Genomic DNA, 17775 nt, shown 5'->3' with positions numbered 1-17775 from the left:
GAATAGTTTAATTTATTGAGAATATAAAGCTCAAAAAAGTTTGAAAATAAATTTATGAAAATCTCATGAATTTATGCTGCTTTTTGACGCATTAGCCACATGAGTTTTAATTTAAATACTTTGAGAATATTTCAGAGCACATAAGTTGAAAATCAAAGAGTTTCTATTTTGAAATCTTATTATAAAATTTTCCACTATTTTTGTGAACTTATATTTTCAAAGTAATTAAACTTTAAAAGATGCACTATTCTTTTGTGACTTTTGTGGTTAAATATTTAATCTAAAAATACTCCGCTTACATAATACCAACGGTTTTGAATCATTTTAAATTGAGATAATTCGTGATGAACCTGCTTTTCTCCATCTTCATCAGTATAAAAAGCTTTAAACTCAACTTTGTCTAAACTGGGAGTATCTACGATTTCAAGTTTTGTCCATTCATTAATTTCTCCCCATTCCTGCAAATCTTTTTTGTTGTGAAATTGTCTTTTCACGGGAGAAGTTGTTTCCATTAAATAATCCCCATTCGGAATGGCAAATGCCGAAAAACGAGAACGCATCAAAGCTTCTGCTGTCGGAGGATATTTTTCTTTGTTGTGATAAGGTTGACAACATTCTTCGTATAATTTTCCGGAGCAACAAGGGCAGTTCATTCTTTATTTTTTTTGATGTACAAAAGTCGCAAAAGTTTTGGAATATTATTTGGGAATTGAAGTTCATTTTCATCATTAAAAAGTAAATCGGCATAGTAATCATCAAGTAAAACGAAAGAAATTGATTAAAATTTATTTTATTCTTAAATAGATATTGATAATTTTGTAATACTTTGCAATTGTAAAAAAACATCATTTATGAAAAAATATATTTACATTTTATTTTTTGGATTTTTCAATTTATTTTCGGCGCAAAATGGTTACGAAATAAGTATTAAAACCAAAGGGATTTCTAAAGACGTATTGTATTTAAAAATATTCAACGGAACTGCTTCAGAAACGTATACCGTAGATTCTGCAAAAATCGGAGAGAAAACACCCATTGCCAAATTTGTTGAGAAACAGAAAATTTTAGGAGGAATCTATAAGCTGGAACTAAAGTCTAATAAATCAGCTTTAAATATTTTAGTCAACAATGGTTCGAAAATATCATTTAATCTGGAAGGAAGTGACCTTTTAGGGCTTGTCGCTGAGCAAGAACCCAATATCAGTTTTCTCAGTTACGAAAGGCAATCGGGTAGTGTCGAAAAGAAATTAGAACTATTGAGAAATGTTCAAAAAAAATATCCGAGTCCTACGCTTGACCTTTATACCAAACTGGAAGAAAAAAGGAATGTGAAAATCCCTGAAAATCTTGATGAAAGAAAAAAAATGCAGGCTAATTTTCTTGCAGATTTAGATTTAAATGAAAGAAGAATGGCCTTACTTCCTAACTCGTACCAGTTTTTATTTAAATATATTAATATACTTCCTGTAGATAATGAAAACTACAAGATTGGCGTAGACAGACTTTTGAAAGGACAAAACTGCGATTCTAAAAATTATCTTTTTTATCTGAAATGGATTTTTAAAAACCTTGAATATTACAGCCAAAGAGGGATGAATGATGCTTATAAATATACATTCAATACCTATTTGAATGATATGAAGTGTCTGAATAAAAATGAGACATTCTATAAAAGTATCGCTGCAAAACTCTCTGCTTTGGAAGCGGTGCCAATAGGAAGTGTCATCGAAAATACCGATATGCAGAAATTAGATAAAACATTGGTGAAGCTTTCTGATGTTTATTCAAAATCGAAATATACTTTTGTGATGTTTTACGACCCAGATTGTGTGCATTGTCAAGAAGAAACACCCGGAATTGCAAATTATATTGCAGATATTCGTAATTCAGGTGCCGATATTCAGTCAATTGCTTATCTCAATACAACTGATGATAAAAAATGGCAAAATTTTGTAAAAGAAAAAGGTTTACAAAATTGGATTAATGTAAAAAGTGAAAAAAATGACCGTGCTTACGTAGAAAAGCTGGAAATCTCTTCTAATCCTAGTTTTCTATTGTTAGATTCTGAAGGTAAAGTTTTATTGAAAAAATATAATCAGCAAGAAATCACAAAGATTTTAATGTCATTAAAAAACTAAACATTTTCTTTAATAGACTTTGTTTCAACAAAAAAAAGCATCCAATTTGGATGCTTTTTGATTTATTTAATAAAACCTCTGTTTCTCAACAACGGCTTAATATCCGGGTCGTGTCCTGTAAAATCTCTGAATGCCTGATTCAAATCAACAGAATTTCCTACAGAAAGAATATATTTTCTGAAACGGTCACCGTTTTCACGGGTTAATCCGCCATTGTTTTTAATCCATTCCCAAGCGTCATTATCTAAAGTTTCAGACCATAAATAAGCGTAATATCCTGCAGAATAACCACCACCCCAAATGTGTGCAAAATAAGGAGTGTGGTATCGTGGAGGTACCGTTGCTAAAGTAAATCCATGGTTCGCTAAAGATTGTTTTTCAAAATCTAAAACAGGAATCAACTGACCTTCATTAGTTACCGAATGCCAATCCATATCCAAAGCAGCTGCAGAAACCAATTCGGTTGTCATATAACCTTGATTGAAGGTTGCCGCTTTTTTAATTTTATCAACCAAAGCTTGAGGAATCGGCTGTTTTGTTTCATAATGTAGCGCGTAATTCTTTAAAACCATCGGGTCTAAAGCCCAGTGTTCATTAATTTGAGAAGGGAATTCTACAAAATCTCTCGGTACATTGGTTCCAGAAAGTGATGGGTATTTTTGGCTTGCAAACATCCCGTGAATAGAGTGACCAAATTCATGGAAAATCGTAGAAACATCATCAAAGCTTATGAGTGAAGATTTTCCCGGCGCTGGTTTTTGATAATTGTAGCAGTTAACGATTACAGGTTTTGTTCCTAAAAGATAAGACTGCTCAACATAATTGCTCATCCATGCCCCACCACTTTTAGAGTCTCTGGTGTAAAAATCAAGATAATAAATAGCGATAGATTTTCCATCATGATCAAAAACTTCGTAGGTTACTACATCTGGATGATAAACCGGAAGGTCAGTTCTCTTTTTGAATGTCAATCCATAGAATTTTTCAGCAGCAAAGAAAACACCTTTTTCTAGAACGGTTGTGATTTCAAAATAAGGTTTAATCTCGCTTTCATCAAGGTCAAATTTTGCTTTTCTTACTTGCTCAGCATAAAAATTCCAGTCCCAAGGTTCTACTTTGAACCCTCCTTTTTGCTGATCAATTAAATCCTGAATGTCTTGTGCTTCACGTTTTGCTGTTTCTACCGCAGGATTTGCGATTTGATTCATCAGTTTTACGGCAGCTTCAGGGTTTTTAGCCATTTGATCTTGCAATTTCCATTCTGCGAAACTTTTTTTGCCTAAGATCTGAGCTTTTTTCAGTCTTAATTTGGCTAATTTTTCAATGGTTTCACGAGTGTCGTTTGCATCACCTTTTTCAGCTCTCGTCCATGATGCTTTAAACAATTTTTCTCTTGTTGCTCTGTTTTTAAGATTTTGCAAAAGAGGTTGTTGTGTCGTATTTTGTAAAGCTAAAAGATATTTCCCAGGTTGCCCTGCAGTTTTAGCATCGGTTGCAGCAGCAGCAATTTCGTCTGCTGAAAGCCCGTCTAGTTCTTTAGCATCAGAAAAGTAAACGCCACCTTGCTTTCTCGCTTCCAGTAATTTGTTGGAATATTGAGTTGAAAGAGAAGCTAATTCCTGGTTTACCTGCTTCAATTTTTCTTTATCGGCTGAAGAAAGATTGGCTCCTGCGATTTCAAAATTTTGTTTGTAAAACTGTACGAGTCTTTTGCTTTCAGCATCTAAACCGTTTTCTGTAATAGATTTAATTCTTTTATAAAGATTTTCGTTCAGGTACATTTTATCAGAATGTGCCGCAAAAATTGGAGCATATTCTTCATCTAATGCCTGTAAAGTAGGGTTGGTGTTTGCACTCGTAAGATTTGAAAATGTAATTAAGGCTCTTTTCAGAACTTCACCACTTTTTTCTAGTGCAACGATTGTATTTTCAAAAGTTGCAGCTTGGCTATTATTTGCAATTTTCAAAATCTCGGCATCGTGTTGTTTTAATCCAAATTCGAATGCCGGTTTGAAATGTTCCATTTTAATTTTATCAAACTCGGGAGCTTCATATTGCAGTTTGCTTTTCTTCATAAAAGGATTTGAAGAAAGTGAAGCATCAGGAACAGGAACTTCCTGTTTTATGTCATTTGTTTTCATTGTGGTACAAGAGTAATTGAATGCTAAAGCAGAAATTAACAATACTGATGAAATGTTTTTCATGTGCAGATATTTATTATTTTAAAGTAATATAGAATCTCTTTTGATTTTAAAAATTGTTTTATGGTCAATTGTAAGAGATTTCATAATTTAGTTGTTATTAAAGTATAAAGATATTAAAAACTAAACTTCTAAACATTAAAACATGAAATCGCCATGATTTTTTATACTCAAACACTGATAAAGATGACGCGATTACATTTGCCCTTTTAAAAAAAATAAAACATTTACCTATGAAATACACAGCAATTTTACTTCTTTCAGGATTAGTGGTTTTCACTTCTTGCAAAAAAAATGAGAACAGGCAAGAGAAGTCTACTTGGCTGCCAGATGTTACCAACAAAGATCACGGGTCATTAAAGCAAAAAGAATTTAAGGGAGATTTTGATGAAATTGAAGTTTCTCAGGCTATTGAAGCTGAAATTATTAAATCTGATGTTGAAAGGGTAGTAATCTCTGCACCGGCTAATATTATTGATGAAGTTTTGGTTGACAACAAAGGGGGCGAGCTTCATATTCATTATAAAACCGGAGTACGTGTAATGAATACCAACAATGTGAAAGCTAAAATTTATACTAAAGATTTTACAAAACTGGAGGCAAATTCTGCCGCTATCGTTATTGTAAGAGACCAGTTTACCCAAGAGAAAACGGATGTTGAAATCTCAAGTGCCGCTCATATTTCAGGGAAACTTGAAGCTAATAATTTAGAGATTGATGCTGGAAGCAGTGCCACTTTCAAAGGACAAATCTGGGCGGTAAATCTTACGGTTGAAGCTTCCTCAGCAGCTGACGTTACGATTTCCGGAAAAACTAAAAATGCTAACCTTACTTCATCTTCAGGAAGTGGAATTTCTGCAAAAGAAGTAATTGCTGAAAATGTAAAAGCCGAAGCTTCAAGCGGAGCAAGTGTAGAAATCGGTGTTTCTTCAAAATTTGAAGGCCATGCATCTTCTGGCGGAAGTGTAAAAGGCATCAAAAAAGGAAATGTAACGATTGTGAGCAAAGAAGAAAGCAGTGGTGGAAGTGTAGATGTACAATAATTTATTCTGGGTTTTCTTCATCTTCGTCTGTTGATGAGGTTTCCCAGTCTTTATTTTCAAAATTTAAATTATCATAAGCCAACAAATCCTCCTCTCGCTGGAGGATTTCTTTTGTGGTAAAAAGACGTACATCTTCATCATTTTTTGATTTTGCCAACTTCCGGATTGATGCTTTGTCTATTGCCATAAACCTCTGTCCAAGACGGCGGGCTGCATATTTTCGCATTCCTGTTTCCTGTAAAACATCAACGGCCATATCGACTGCAGTACCCAAAGTTTCGCGATAAATATTATCAATTCCGTTGTCTAAATAGGTGTATGCATCAATTCTGTTTTTAGCTCTTACAAATATTTTCACATTGGGATATTGCTCGCGAACCAGTGTGGCAACAAATTTATTGTCATCGGGATCATCAAGGCATAAAACTAAAATTTCGGCTTCCTCAATTCCTGCGGCCCTTAAAACGGGAATTCTCGTTGCGTCTCCGTAATAAACTTTAAAACCATAGCTTCTTAATAATTTTACACGGTCAGAATCTCTGTCAAGCACCGTAGCTGAAATTTTATTGGCTTTAAGAAGTCTTCCCACTGTGCTTCCGAAGTGACCAAAACCTACAATGATAATTTTTTTCTGTGAAATATTACCGTCAAGAATATCGAAATCTGATTTTATTTCGGGAATCTCTTTGATGAATTTTGGAGTAATCAATCTGTCGTTAATAATTAAAAGAATGGGCGTAATACACATTGTAATTGCAGTAATCGCCATCATCTGAGCATTCATTTCAGCATTGAAAAGATAAAGATCAGAAGCATAATTGATTAATACAAAAGCAAATTCTCCAACTTGAGAAAGGGCAAAAGCATAAAACAAACTCTGTGGAGTATCAATTTTAAAGAATTTTCCAATCGCAAAAAGAACGAAAAATTTCACCGCTAAAACGACAAAAACTGTACTGAAAATGAAAACAGGATCTTGAGCAATGATGTTAAAATTCATTGTAGAACCTACGCTTACAAAAAATACAGCGAGAAGAAGTCCTTTAAACGGATCGATATGTGCTTCCAGTTCATGACGAAATTCACTATTTGCCAACATTACGCCTGCTAAAAACGCTCCTAATGCGGGAGACAAACCAATCGCAACCATTAATTCTGAAACTCCTATAACCAAAAATAGGGAAGAGGCGGTTAACAACTCTGTCATTCCAGCTTTTGAAACGTATCTTAAAAAGGGAACAAAAACATATCTTCCCAATAATATTAAAATAGCAACCCCAAAAATTACGGTTCCTGCCTGAAGCCATTCCGGAAGATTCTGAATTAAAATCTGAACTTCATTATCATGATGTCTCGCTTTGTAATTAGCAATGACGGGTAAAATCGCCAAAATAGGAATGACAGCGATATCCTGAAATAAAAGTGTAGAAAACGAGGCTTCGCCGGCTGTGGTTTTAAGATTGTTTTTTTCCTGTAATGTTTGCAGTACAATGGCTGTAGATGATAATGCAAAACACATAGCGATTGCGATTGCCTTGTCGATTTTCCAACCCGCCCAAATGAAAATGAGGAAAAGTATCGAGATGGTAAGAACCATCTGTGTAAGGCCGAGTCCTATAATTTTCTTCCGCATTTCCCAAAATTTTCTGGGTTCTAATTCTAGCCCCACTAGAAAAAGAAGCATGATAACCCCAAATTCACTGGCGTGCATAATGCCGTCAACATCATTTCCGGTTAGTTTTAAAACATAGGGTCCAATGATAATTCCACCTAAAATATAGCCAATCACCGAGCTTAAACCAAATTTTCTTGCCAACGGTACCATGATAATGGCAACGCCCAAAAAGAGTAAGGTATTCATTGCTAAGCTAGATTCCATATTATTGATTTAGGGTTTCTACAAATTTCTTTTTCTGTAAAATAATTTCTTTTTTTGACAGTTTATTGGCTTCGTAAACGATAGTGATGTCTTTGATATTGGCATTAAAAACATTTAAAGAAACAATTAATCCACTGATTAATTCGTCGATGGTGTATTTGTAAGTGCCTTCTTTTCTAAAAGATCTTTCTTTCCCACCCGTTGTCACAACGATGTAGACTTCTTTGCTTTCAAGAGGGTTTTTTTCGCCTTCTTTAATCCAGTTTCTGTCGAATACTTCATCAATCCAAAGCTTTAATAAGGGTGGAATTCCGAACCAGATAATAGGAAACTGAAAAATAAAACGGTCGTATTGCTGCAGTCTTTTTCGTTCTCTGAAAGCCGCAATATGAAAATCGGGATATTCTTCGTACAAATCACGAAGGGTAAAATGCTGATGACGAACATAGAAATTAATCAACTCTACATTAGAGTTTGAATGTTCCAGATAAGGATGGGCAAAAACCACCAGCGTTTTTTTCATAGACCCCGTTTTCAGTAAATATAATGAAAATTGAGTAAAATATGAATGGTTTTGGTAGGTTTAAGGAAAATTTAATTGAAGGGAAAAAATCAATTTAGCAAAGTTTAGATTTCTATGAAATGACAAAATTACTGAGATCTATTAATTATAGATTAAAATAGTGAAGATATAAGTTCAAATAAAATTCTGACAACAAATACAATAATGAATAAAAATATAAACATTCCTAATATTTCGTTTGGGCTGTGATTATTATCTTTTTTTTTCATTTAATATTTAAATCTACCAACCTCCAGAAGCTCCGCCACCGCCAAAACTTCCGCCGCCGCCGAATCCTCCGAAACCACCTCCGCCACGAGAACTTCCGCCACCGAATCCACCGCCCCCAAAACTTCCTGGGAAAGGGAATGGAAAAAATCCACCGGGATAATTTCTTCTTCCTCTACGGCTTATCGTAATGTCGTCATCATCATCTCCACCACCTCGATTTCCAAAAAAAATGACGATGATGATAAAGATAACAAAAGCAATAACGAGCAGTTTTGTAACACTGATTTCTCCCGATTTGTTCTTGTTTGCAATAGGTTTAAATTTTCCCTGAACTGCTTCCATAATGGCATTTGTTCCGGTATTAATCCCTTCATACCATTTTCCCTGTCTGAAATTGGGTGTGACGATGTAATCTAAAATCTGTCCGGCAACTGAGGCTGTTAAATATTGCTCAACCGCTCTTCCTTGCTGAATCGACATCGTTCTGTCGTCTTTAGCAATCAGAAAAACTACTCCGTTATCGACATCTTTTTGCCCAATTCCCCATTTTTCGCCATACATAGTCGCCAAATAATTTACATCTTCCCCTTTTGTAGAAGGAATAATGATAATTGCTATTTCCGTTGAGGTAGAATCTGCAAACTTGATGAGTTTGTTATTCAACTCATCTTTTTCCTGTTGAGTAAGAAGATTTGCTTCGTCATATACAGGGTATAAGACTGCTGGCTTTTCGGGAATAGTGTACTGTGCTGATAAAAAACCATAACAGCAAACTAAGATAAATGTGAAAAATATTTTAAGAGAATGTAATCTCATTGGGCAATTCGTTGTGATTTTCTCCTTTTAATGGGAAGTATTTTTTTAGTTCTAAACCGGTTTCCAGAATTCCACTTTTTAAAGCCTGATAAAAATGACCTTTAGCAAATTCTGAAGTAATATAATCGTGCAAGTGATCCCAGTAAGACTGATGTACTTTTTCGTGAATTCCGGTGTCACCGATGATTGTCAAATATTTTTTCTCAAAATTCACATGAAAAAGAACAGCATTTTTTTCGGCCGTTTTATTTTGACAGAGCTCTTTAAAAACCTCAAAAGCAGTTTCTGCAGTCTGATTATCTGTTGTAGAATCAATATGTACGCGAATTTCTCCGGTAGAATGTTGCTCTGCCGACTGAATAGCTTCTACGAGAGAAGTAATCTGCTGATCTGTTAAAAAACGACTCATTATTCTGTAAATACGCTTGGTGCATTTTCTGCTCCAGCTTGTGCTTTAAATAAAGGTTTTTCTTTGAAATTGGTAAAGTTTGCCAAAATATTGTTCGGAAACTGTTTGATAGAAATATTATAATCTCTAGCAGCATCGTTGTAATACACTGTTTCGGTTCTGATGCTGTTTTCTATAGCAATATATTCTCTCTGAAAATTAATGTATTGTTGATCTGCTTTCAGATTAGGGTAAGATTCTACTACCGCCATTAATCGGCTCAATGCACCGGATAATTCTCCTTGTGCAGCCTGAAATTTAACCATATCAGCTTCGGTAAGATTAGATGGGTCGATGTTGATAGAAGTAGCTTTTGAACGAGCTTCTACAACTTTCGTCAATGTTTCCTGCTCAAATTTTGAATATGACTTTACTGTTCTTTCAAGATTGGGAATTAAGTTGGCTCTTTTTTGATATACGGTTTGTACGTTAGCCCATTTTGCATCAACTTTTTGTTCCTGAGCTACAAAATTATTGTATCCGTTTTTTCCCCAGAAAAAAAGTACTCCAACGATAATAAGAAGAGCAATACCGATTGTTCCGGCGCTCAGACAGCCTTTATTTTTCATATGTGAATTTTTAATGTTTCAAATAGTCTGTGAAATGACCAATCTTCTTGAATGGTGATTTCATTGTTTAAATTTTTATTATTTTTTTGTGCTAACCAAATATACAAATTAAGTGCTAATTTTGCGGAAAATTTATTGAATGACAACAATTGTGGTGGCAATGGGAGAAAAAAATGAGATTGGTTCTGGTAATCAGTTATTGTGGCATCTTCCGAAAGATTTAAAACATTTTAAAGACCTAACTTCGGGACATCCGATTATCATGGGAAGAAAAACCTTTGAAAGTATAGGCAAAGCGCTTCCTAACCGTACGAATATTGTTGTTTCGAGAAAGAAAAACTGGTTTCAGGAAGGGGTTTTAATAGTTGGAAGCATTAAAGAAGCGATAAAGTTTGCAAAAAAAATTGACGAAAATATTTTCATCATCGGTGGCGGAAACGTCTACGAACAAACCATGGAAATTGCAGACCGTCTTGAAGTGACTTTGGTAAAAGCAAATCTTGAAGCGGATACTTACTTTCCTAAAATTAATGAAAAAGTTTGGAAAAAAACGGAGGAAGTTTTTCATGAAAAAGATGAAAAAAATCAATATGATTTCTATTTTCAGACTTACGAAAAAATTGAAACTAAATAGTTATAGGTCAATTGTTATTTAATACGTAAAAATTGTTCTAGAAAAGTATTAACAATTGAGCGTAAACTAACAACTATCAACCAAATTTATTACCTTTGCACTTCTAAAATTTAATAATGAATAAGTACATAAAAATCATAGTTGCAGCACTTCTAATTATTGGAGGTCTTTATATGATGATTTTCACAAGAAATCTAGGCTGGGGAATTGTAATTTTCCTTTTATCAGCATTGCCGATTTTCTTATTTTTTAAGAACGAAAATATCCTTTTAGCTTTTTGGCAGTTGAGAAAACAAGACATGATTAAAGCTTCAAAATTTTTAAATAATATTAAAGATTATAAAACAGAGCTTCATAAAAACCAATATGGATATTATCATTATCTACAAGGTTTGGTTTTAGCTCAGGAACATCCTACACAAGTAGAGCCTTTGATGAGAAAAGCATTGGATTATGGTTTGAATATGAAACATGACCGTGCAATGGCAACGCTTAATTTGGCAGCCGGAGCAATTTCTAAAGGCAGAAAACAAGAGGGGCAAAAACTTTTGGAGGAAGCAAAAAGATTAGACTCTGCGGGGATGATGGCAGATCAAATCAAAATGTTGAAAGACCAGTTGAAAATGCCAACCATGCAAAAGCATATGCACAATCCTAATATGAGAAATAGAGGGAAGTTTTAAGAAGTTTGCTTAAAAAAATAGAATGCACTTGAGAGATCAGGTGCATTTTTATTTATAGATTAATGATTTTTTTATTTTGAAAATCTATAGGGTATTCTTCTTTAAGCAAATTTGTGGTAGATTTTATGAAATTTATTAAAATTGGATGCGAATTATTATCTGGTGCATGTATTCTACAAAAGTCAGATTTTGTTTTCAAAATTACAGAATAGCCATCCAAAATTGCCTTTGTTCTCTCATTTTCTTGTTCTTCCGAACTTTCAGATTCGTATTTATTTATAGATTGAAACAGTAAATGATAGTTTGAATTATCATCTTTACTAAATTCCAATGAAAGCGTTTTATATCTTAAATGCTTTTCACTAAGTTGATTTAATTGCTCTGCAAGTTTTCCCAATTGATGTCTTTCATTATTTTGAATTTTTTGATATATTTTTTCAAATAGCTCATGTTGTTCATTTTCAAAAGACTCACTATCAATAATTTCATCAAGAACCTTCATTATGATAGTGTAAGAATCATTAATTTCTGTAATTTGAAAATTTGTTGATTCTGAAAAAGAAGATATATTAATTTCAATCTGATTCATAAAATCTACATCTCAGAATCATTTACGTAACCATAAAACTTAGGCATTTGCCACTGATATTTTACAGCCAATGTTCTAATGGTAACAATCAATAAAATAGTGAAAACCTGAATTACGGTATATGATAAATTGGTGAAAGTAGTCAATAATAAAAATGTTGCACCGCCAATAATACAGGCGCTTGCATAAATTTCTTTTCGGAAAATTAAGGGAATTCTATTGAGTAAAATATCCCGGATAATCCCACCGAAACAGCCCGTAATCGTTCCGAGCCCGATACAAATTAAAGGATGGATATCAGCATTTAAACCTTTCTGAACACCAATCAGAGTGAATAATCCCAGTCCGAAGCTATCGAAGATAAATAAAGTTACTTTAAAATTTTTCTCAATAGATTTAAAGATCATTGAAAAAATACAGGTTACCAAAATCACTCCACACAACAGAAGGTCATGCATCCAAAATACTGGAACATCGAGCAGTAAATCTCTTACCGTTCCCCCGCCAACAGATGTTACGAAGGCGATAATCAAAACACCGAATGGATCCAGCCTTTTCTGCATCGCAGCAAAACTTCCCGACATCGAAAACGATATCGTACCCAGAATTTCTATCGCAAAATTGATTTGTTCGTGCATTGAGTATGATTAATGAGTAATTGGTAATGAGTAATAGGGTGACTATTGTAAGCTTTGTGACAATTTAAACTTATAAGTTGTCATTACTTTAACTAATTCTTCGCATTCTGATTTTAAAGCTAATAATTTTTCTAATTCCAGATATTCAAGTTCTTCAATTATTTCAAGCCAAAGTTGAGTTTCATCTATTTCTTCTACTACAATACACATTTTTGCAAATCGTTCTTTATCAGATCTAGCTCGCGAAACCGCTCTGTAATTTGCTGCAACAGAAGTTGCAGATCTTATAATTTGTTTTCTAATAATCGAAAGTGCATCTGAAGAAGGTAATGGTGATAGAGATTTAATAATCAGCACAGAAAAAATTTTAGTTCTGTCTCTAAAGATTTGGTTGAAATCCATAAATGTGACTGTATTTAAAATTACTCATTACCAATTATTCATTACTTATGCTCAACTCTTACCGCTTCCGGAACCAAAAGTTCATATTCGCCACCGTGGTTGATGATTTCTCTTACGATACTGCTGCTGATGAATGATTTTCCTGATGAAGTCAAAAGAAAAACGGTTTCGAGTTTTTTGTGGGCTAAAGTTCTGTTGGTATGAGCAATTGCTTTTTCAAATTCAAAGTCGGCAGGATTTCTTAGTCCTCTTAATATAAACTGAGCATTTTTTTCAAAGCAATAATCAACAGTTAAGCCTTCAAAATAATCAACTTCCACATTAGGAAACTCGGCGACCGAATTTTGTATGAATTCCATTCTTTTTTCAATGGGAAACATATATTTTTTCTGAGAATTTTGACCAATGGCGATAATTACCTTGTCGAAAAGCGCTGCCGCTCTTTCAATAATATCATAATGTCCTAAAGTAATTGGATCAAACGATCCAGGAAAAACAGCAATTTTCATGCGCAAATAAAATTATAAGTTATGGGTTATCAATTATGAGTTATGTTACTCTAATATCTAACTTCTAATATCTAGTTTCTCTTTTGTAAAGCTTTTTCAACTTCATTACCACAAAGGTCTTTGATTGAAATTCCGTAAATTTTAGCCTGTTGCGGAAGAATGCTTGCCGGAGAAAATCCTGGGTTGGTATTCATTTCCAGCATATAAGGAATTCCATCCATTAAAATAAATTCACTTCTTGAGAAACCACTCATTCCAAGAGAATTGTAAGCTCTTTTTGCTATTTCTTCTACTCTTTTTGTCGTTTCGATATCAATTCTTGCAGGGGTAATTTCTTCTGAAGCACCTTCATATTTAGCTTCATAATCGAAAAACTCATTCTGAGGAACAATTTCTGTAATACCCAAAACGATAGTTTCACCTTTAAAATCGATCACTCCAACAGAAACTTCCATTCCGTCTAAGAAGCTTTCGATTAAAATTTCATCATCTTCTTTAAAAGCAATTTCGGTGGCAGCTATCAGTTCCGATTTTTCTTTTACTTTAGAAATTCCCAAAGATGATCCTGATTGGTTGGGTTTTACAAACAAAGGAAGATTTAAATATTCAACAATTTCATCAACATTAATATTTTCGCCTTTTCTTAAATAAACACTTTTTGCAGAAGGTATTCCATATTTTGAAAGTACTGCTAAAGTATCTTTTTTATTAAAGGTTAATGCGCTTTGGTAGAAATCACAACCTGTGTATTTCTGTCCGATAGCGTCCCAATATGCCTGAAGAATTCCGTTTTCACCTGGTGTACCGTGAATAATGTTGAAGCATGCATCAAATTTCAATGCTTCATTATTATTTAAAGTAACCGAAAAATCACCTTTGTTGATCGGTTTTTTATTATCGTTTTCATCCAGAAAATACCATTCATCTTTCAGAATAATGACCTTATAGACATGATAAAGGTCTCTGTCTAAGGAGTCATATATTAACTGGCCGCTTTTCATAGAAACTTTATATTCGTCAGAATAGCCTCCCATAACTACGGCAACGTGTTTTTTGCTCATATCCATATTATCAATAAAGGCAAATTTAAACATTTTATATATTGAAATAAATGAATTTCATTTTTTTTGAAGTCAAAAACGAAATCTGTTAAATAAAAACTTCATTATAAAATTATTAATTATCTTTGTCGTTATTATTAAAGGATTTTTAAGTATGCTTAAATCACTTTTCAATTGGAAAGTTTTACTGAATTTATTAGTAGCCATTGGTGTTTTTATACTATTAGTATGGCTTACTTTCCGTTGGTTGGAGTATCACACCAATCATGGGCAGGAAATTCCTGTTCCTAATGTTGTCAACAAATCTGTGCACGACGCCGTTAAAATATTAGAAGACACAGGACTCGACTATGAAGTTGACAGCGCAGCCTATAATCCTAAATACAGACCTCTTCAGGTTCTGAAGGTTTATCCTTCTCCTGGGTCACGTGTAAAAGACGGAAGAGCTATTCAGTTGATGGTAAATCCTAAAAGCTGGGCTCCGGTTGCAGTTCCTGATGTGATTAATAAATATTCGGGATTGGCTTTCCAAAGGCTAGAACAGGTAGGTCTTAAGGTGGCAGACACTATTTATGAACCAAGCATTCAGAAAGATGCAGTTTTAAGAATTTTATTTAAAGGAAATTCTATAAAGCCGGGAACCAAAATCCCTAGATTCTCTGTGATTGACGTTGTGGTAGGATCTGGCCCTATGCGAAATATTGCCATTCCAAATGTTGTAGGATTAACGGTGAAAGATGCGAAAGCTTTAATTGCAAGAAATCTTTTTGAAGTAGGTCTTGTAGATCATGAAGATGGAGGAAATGATGATTCTGATATTGTGTATTATCAAGATCCAGCATCTGGTGATGCGAGAGATCAAGGAATGCAGATTGACCTCTGGGCGAGTAAGAAAACACCTGCAGAATTGCGTGGTAAAATAGAAATACTTAACTCTACTTACCGAATGAAAGTAGATACTACTTTGCCTCCGGTGAGATATGATGAAGTGCCGAATTTTCAGGATGCACCGCCAGTGAATGATCCAGTTCCGGCTCCTGCGCCTCAGAAAAAGGAATCTCCTAAAGCTGAGACTACAAAACCAAGTGTAAGTTCAGCAAAAGCTACAACTACGGTAGATAAACCAAAACCTGCTGCATCTACGACAACTCCTGCAACAGAAAAGCCTAAAGCTAAAAAGGTAATTATAAATTAATTTTTAATTTAATATAAAAAAATAAGGCTTCAACTTTAATTATGTTGAAGCCTTTTATATAGATAAAGCAATGACAGAAGACAACGAGGATTTCTTAGACGAAGAGTTTTTAGATGCCAATAACAGTGTAGATATTGATGATGAAAATAAAGGTCTTTATGAGCATCTTAATATCACGGTTGATGGTAACCAAGAGCCTTTAAGAATAGATAAGTTTTTATTTAATTTCAGACAAAACTCTTCAAGAAACAAAATTTCACAGACTTGCCGTGCCGGAAATGTTGTAGTCAACGGAAATCCTGTAAAGCAAAATTATAGAGTGAAACCGGGAGATCAGATTTCGGTTTTGCTGACACATCCACCTCGCGAAAACTTTATTGTTCCGCAAGATATTCCTATTAATATTGTATATGAAGATGATGATTTGATTGTTGTAGACAAAGATCCTGGGATGGTAGTACATCCTGGATTCGGAAATTGGGACAAAACTTTGGTGAATGCCTTGGCTTTTCATTTTCAGAAAAATGGTCAGAAATCAGATTTAGATCGTGTAGGATTAGTTCATAGAATTGATAAAGACACTTCTGGTCTTTTGGTAATTGCCAAAACAGAGTATGCTTTAAGCTTCCTTGCGAAACAATTTTTTGAAAGAACGACCAAACGTTTGTATTGGGCATTTGTCTGGGGAAATGTGAAGGATGAGGAAGGTACTATTACGGGGCACATCGGAAGGCATCCTAAGAATAGGATGCAGATGCACACTTATGTTGACGGAAGCCAAGGAAAGCATGCGGTAACGCATTATAAGGTTTTAGAGCGTTTCAGATATATGACTTGGGTAGAATGTAAGCTTGAAACCGGAAGAACGCATCAAATTAGAGCACATTTTAAACATATTGGTCATACTTTGTTTAATGACGAGAGATATGAAGGGAATATCGCTTTGAGAGGAGTTAATCTCCCTAAGTATAAGCAGTTTATAAAAAATGTATTCGATGTTTTGCCCAGACATGCCCTTCACGCCCATACTTTAGGATTTATACATCCAACGACGAAAAAGGAATTGTATTTTGAGAGCCCAATGCCCCAAGATATGACGGATGCTGTAAAAAAATGGAGAAATTATTTAGAAAACTAAAAATATATTGAGATTTTTTTTATATTTGTTGAATTGAAATCAAGATTTGTTATGAGAAAACTATATGCTATCGTATGTTTAGCTCTTTTGTCGAATGCATACAAAGCACAAGAATCACTACCATACTATCAACAATATCTTTTGGATGGTGAGTTCCTGTTCAACCCTGCACAATACGGTAAAACAGACTACGTACAACTTAACCTAAACTATCAACAACAATTTTCAAAATTCAGCGAGTCTCCAAACGTGCAATCTGTTGGGATTAATGCTAATATTTTTGATAGAGTAGGTGCGGGTCTTTCCGTGTTCAGAGATAGCAATGGTCCTATTTCAGCTGGAGGTATTACAGCTGGTGCATCTTATTTTATCCCGCTAAGTAGTGAAGGGGAAAGAAAAGATCAGTTTTCTTTTGGTACAAGTGTTAATTTTTACAATATGAATTTTGATTATTCTAAAATTAATACTGAAGATGGTTACGATCCATTGTTACAAGGTAACGAGAGTAATATCTTTATGGCGTATGCAAACTTCGGTTTAGCAGCTACTTATAGAGGAATCTTCGGGGGTGTTTCAGTTAATGATATTGCATTAAGCAATGACGAATCTATTGTAAATAACTACGAGCCTTCTCCAATCAAGTTTTTCTTAAACTTAGGATACGATTGGAAACTTGCAGATAATATTGCATTAACGCCTTCAGTTTTGGTAAATTTAAATACCAACTCTACAAGAATGACAGACTTCAACTTGATGGCTACATTCTCTAATGATATTAATGCATTCTCTTTTGGGGTAAGCTATAGAGCGGTTCAAAACAGATTTGATAATCAGGAATTGAGTATTTCTCCTATTGTAAAAGTGAGATTCAACAAATTTATGATTGGTGCGACTTATAACCTTGGAATGTCTGATATTCAGACGTATGGTGGAAACAGCTTTATGTTGGGTCTTGGTTATAACTTCGATAACTTTATTAATCATAGAGGATTTAGATATTAATCAATTTAATTTAAATAAATTTGAGCTCTGAAATTTT

At 34.1% G+C, this 17775-nt stretch carries 19 protein-coding genes; 7 read left to right on the top strand and 12 right to left on the bottom strand.

Annotation, left to right across the window (positions count from 1 at the left end; translation table 11 throughout):
• Nucleotides 1–275: 275 nt before the first annotated feature.
• Nucleotides 276–653: a YchJ family protein gene (locus LO744_RS18215; RefSeq protein WP_230671945.1), complete on the bottom strand. Its 378-nt coding sequence runs from the start codon at nt 651–653 to the stop codon at nt 276–278.
• 198 nt (nt 654–851) lie between these two features.
• Here LO744_RS18215 and LO744_RS18210 point away from each other — a divergent pair, with 198 nt between their 5' ends.
• A complete protein-coding gene (locus LO744_RS18210; protein ID WP_230671943.1) occupies nt 852–2138 on the top strand; it encodes a peroxiredoxin family protein in 1287 nt (428 codons plus the stop codon).
• Nucleotides 2139–2200: 62 nt separating this feature from the next.
• Here the strand turns inward: LO744_RS18210 and LO744_RS18205 are convergent, their stop codons facing one another.
• Nucleotides 2201–4342: a M3 family metallopeptidase gene (locus LO744_RS18205; protein WP_230671940.1), complete on the bottom strand. Its 2142-nt coding sequence runs from the start codon at nt 4340–4342 to the stop codon at nt 2201–2203.
• Between the two features lie 230 nt (nt 4343–4572).
• Here LO744_RS18205 and LO744_RS18200 point away from each other — a divergent pair, with 230 nt between their 5' ends.
• The gene (locus LO744_RS18200) at nt 4573–5382 is read left to right on the top strand and encodes a head GIN domain-containing protein (protein WP_230671938.1); all 810 of its coding nucleotides are present in this window, start codon (nt 4573–4575) and stop codon (nt 5380–5382) included.
• Between the two features lies 1 nt (nt 5383).
• On the opposite strand, the gene LO744_RS18195 is transcribed toward LO744_RS18200, so the two are convergent.
• The 5 genes from LO744_RS18195 to LO744_RS18175 form a co-directional block, all read right to left on the bottom strand.
• A complete protein-coding gene (locus LO744_RS18195; RefSeq protein ID WP_230671936.1) occupies nt 5384–7261 on the bottom strand; it encodes a monovalent cation:proton antiporter-2 (CPA2) family protein in 1878 nt (625 codons plus the stop codon).
• Between the two features lies 1 nt (nt 7262).
• Nucleotides 7263–7784, bottom strand: a complete 522-nt coding sequence (locus tag LO744_RS18190) for an NAD(P)H-dependent oxidoreductase (protein ID WP_230671934.1) — start codon at nt 7782–7784, stop codon at nt 7263–7265.
• Nucleotides 7785–8066: 282 nt separating this feature from the next.
• Nucleotides 8067–8870, bottom strand: a complete 804-nt coding sequence (locus LO744_RS18185) for a TPM domain-containing protein (RefSeq protein WP_230671932.1) — start codon at nt 8868–8870, stop codon at nt 8067–8069.
• On the bottom strand, nt 8851–9279 hold the full coding sequence (locus tag LO744_RS18180) for a TPM domain-containing protein (protein WP_230671930.1): 429 nt from the start codon (nt 9277–9279) through the stop codon (nt 8851–8853). Before LO744_RS18180 ends, LO744_RS18185 begins: the two co-directional genes overlap by 20 nt.
• The gene (locus LO744_RS18175; protein ID WP_230671928.1) at nt 9279–9887 is read right to left on the bottom strand and encodes a LemA family protein; all 609 of its coding nucleotides are present in this window, start codon (nt 9885–9887) and stop codon (nt 9279–9281) included. Before LO744_RS18175 ends, LO744_RS18180 begins: the two co-directional genes overlap by 1 nt.
• 139 nt (nt 9888–10026) lie before the next feature.
• Between LO744_RS18175 and LO744_RS18170 the strand changes: the two genes are divergently transcribed.
• Complete coding sequence (locus LO744_RS18170; protein WP_230671926.1) at nt 10027–10521, top strand: dihydrofolate reductase; 495 nt, start codon at nt 10027–10029, stop codon at nt 10519–10521.
• Between the two features lie 116 nt (nt 10522–10637).
• Nucleotides 10638–11204, top strand: a complete 567-nt coding sequence (locus tag LO744_RS18165) for a tetratricopeptide repeat protein (RefSeq protein WP_230671924.1) — start codon at nt 10638–10640, stop codon at nt 11202–11204.
• Between the two features lie 52 nt (nt 11205–11256).
• Here LO744_RS18165 and LO744_RS18160 read toward each other — a convergent pair whose 3' ends face one another.
• The 5 genes from LO744_RS18160 to LO744_RS18140 all read right to left on the bottom strand — a co-directional run bounded on the left by LO744_RS18160 (nt 11257) and on the right by LO744_RS18140 (nt 14403).
• Nucleotides 11257–11793: a hypothetical protein gene (locus LO744_RS18160; RefSeq protein WP_230671922.1), complete on the bottom strand. Its 537-nt coding sequence runs from the start codon at nt 11791–11793 to the stop codon at nt 11257–11259.
• Between the two features lie 5 nt (nt 11794–11798).
• Nucleotides 11799–12431, bottom strand: coding sequence for a trimeric intracellular cation channel family protein (locus LO744_RS18155; RefSeq protein WP_230671920.1), 633 nt, complete (start codon nt 12429–12431; stop codon nt 11799–11801).
• 42 nt (nt 12432–12473) lie between these two features.
• The gene (locus LO744_RS18150) at nt 12474–12833 is read right to left on the bottom strand and encodes a four helix bundle protein (protein WP_230671918.1); all 360 of its coding nucleotides are present in this window, start codon (nt 12831–12833) and stop codon (nt 12474–12476) included.
• Nucleotides 12834–12874: 41 nt separating this feature from the next.
• Nucleotides 12875–13342, bottom strand: coding sequence for a pantetheine-phosphate adenylyltransferase (coaD, locus tag LO744_RS18145; protein WP_115620359.1), 468 nt, complete (start codon nt 13340–13342; stop codon nt 12875–12877).
• Between the two features lie 71 nt (nt 13343–13413).
• Nucleotides 13414–14403, bottom strand: coding sequence for a D-alanine--D-alanine ligase (locus tag LO744_RS18140; RefSeq protein WP_230672543.1), 990 nt, complete (start codon nt 14401–14403; stop codon nt 13414–13416).
• Nucleotides 14404–14557: 154 nt separating this feature from the next.
• On the opposite strand from LO744_RS18140, the gene LO744_RS18135 reads away from it, so the two are divergent.
• The 3 genes from LO744_RS18135 to LO744_RS18125 all read left to right on the top strand — a co-directional run bounded on the left by LO744_RS18135 (nt 14558) and on the right by LO744_RS18125 (nt 17738).
• A complete protein-coding gene (locus LO744_RS18135) occupies nt 14558–15598 on the top strand; it encodes a PASTA domain-containing protein (RefSeq protein WP_230671916.1) in 1041 nt (346 codons plus the stop codon).
• Nucleotides 15599–15668: 70 nt separating this feature from the next.
• Nucleotides 15669–16736 (top strand): RluA family pseudouridine synthase, encoded by a 1068-nt coding sequence (locus LO744_RS18130; RefSeq protein WP_230671914.1) that lies wholly within the window; start codon nt 15669–15671, stop codon nt 16734–16736.
• 51 nt (nt 16737–16787) lie between these two features.
• Complete coding sequence (locus LO744_RS18125; RefSeq protein WP_230671911.1) at nt 16788–17738, top strand: PorP/SprF family type IX secretion system membrane protein; 951 nt, start codon at nt 16788–16790, stop codon at nt 17736–17738.
• Nucleotides 17739–17775 lie beyond the last annotated feature (37 nt).

The organism is Chryseobacterium turcicum, from assembly GCF_021010565.1.
Taxonomy (GTDB): Bacteria; Bacteroidota; Bacteroidia; order Flavobacteriales; family Weeksellaceae; genus Chryseobacterium; species Chryseobacterium turcicum.
This window is presented reverse-complemented; position numbering and strand designations above follow the sequence as displayed.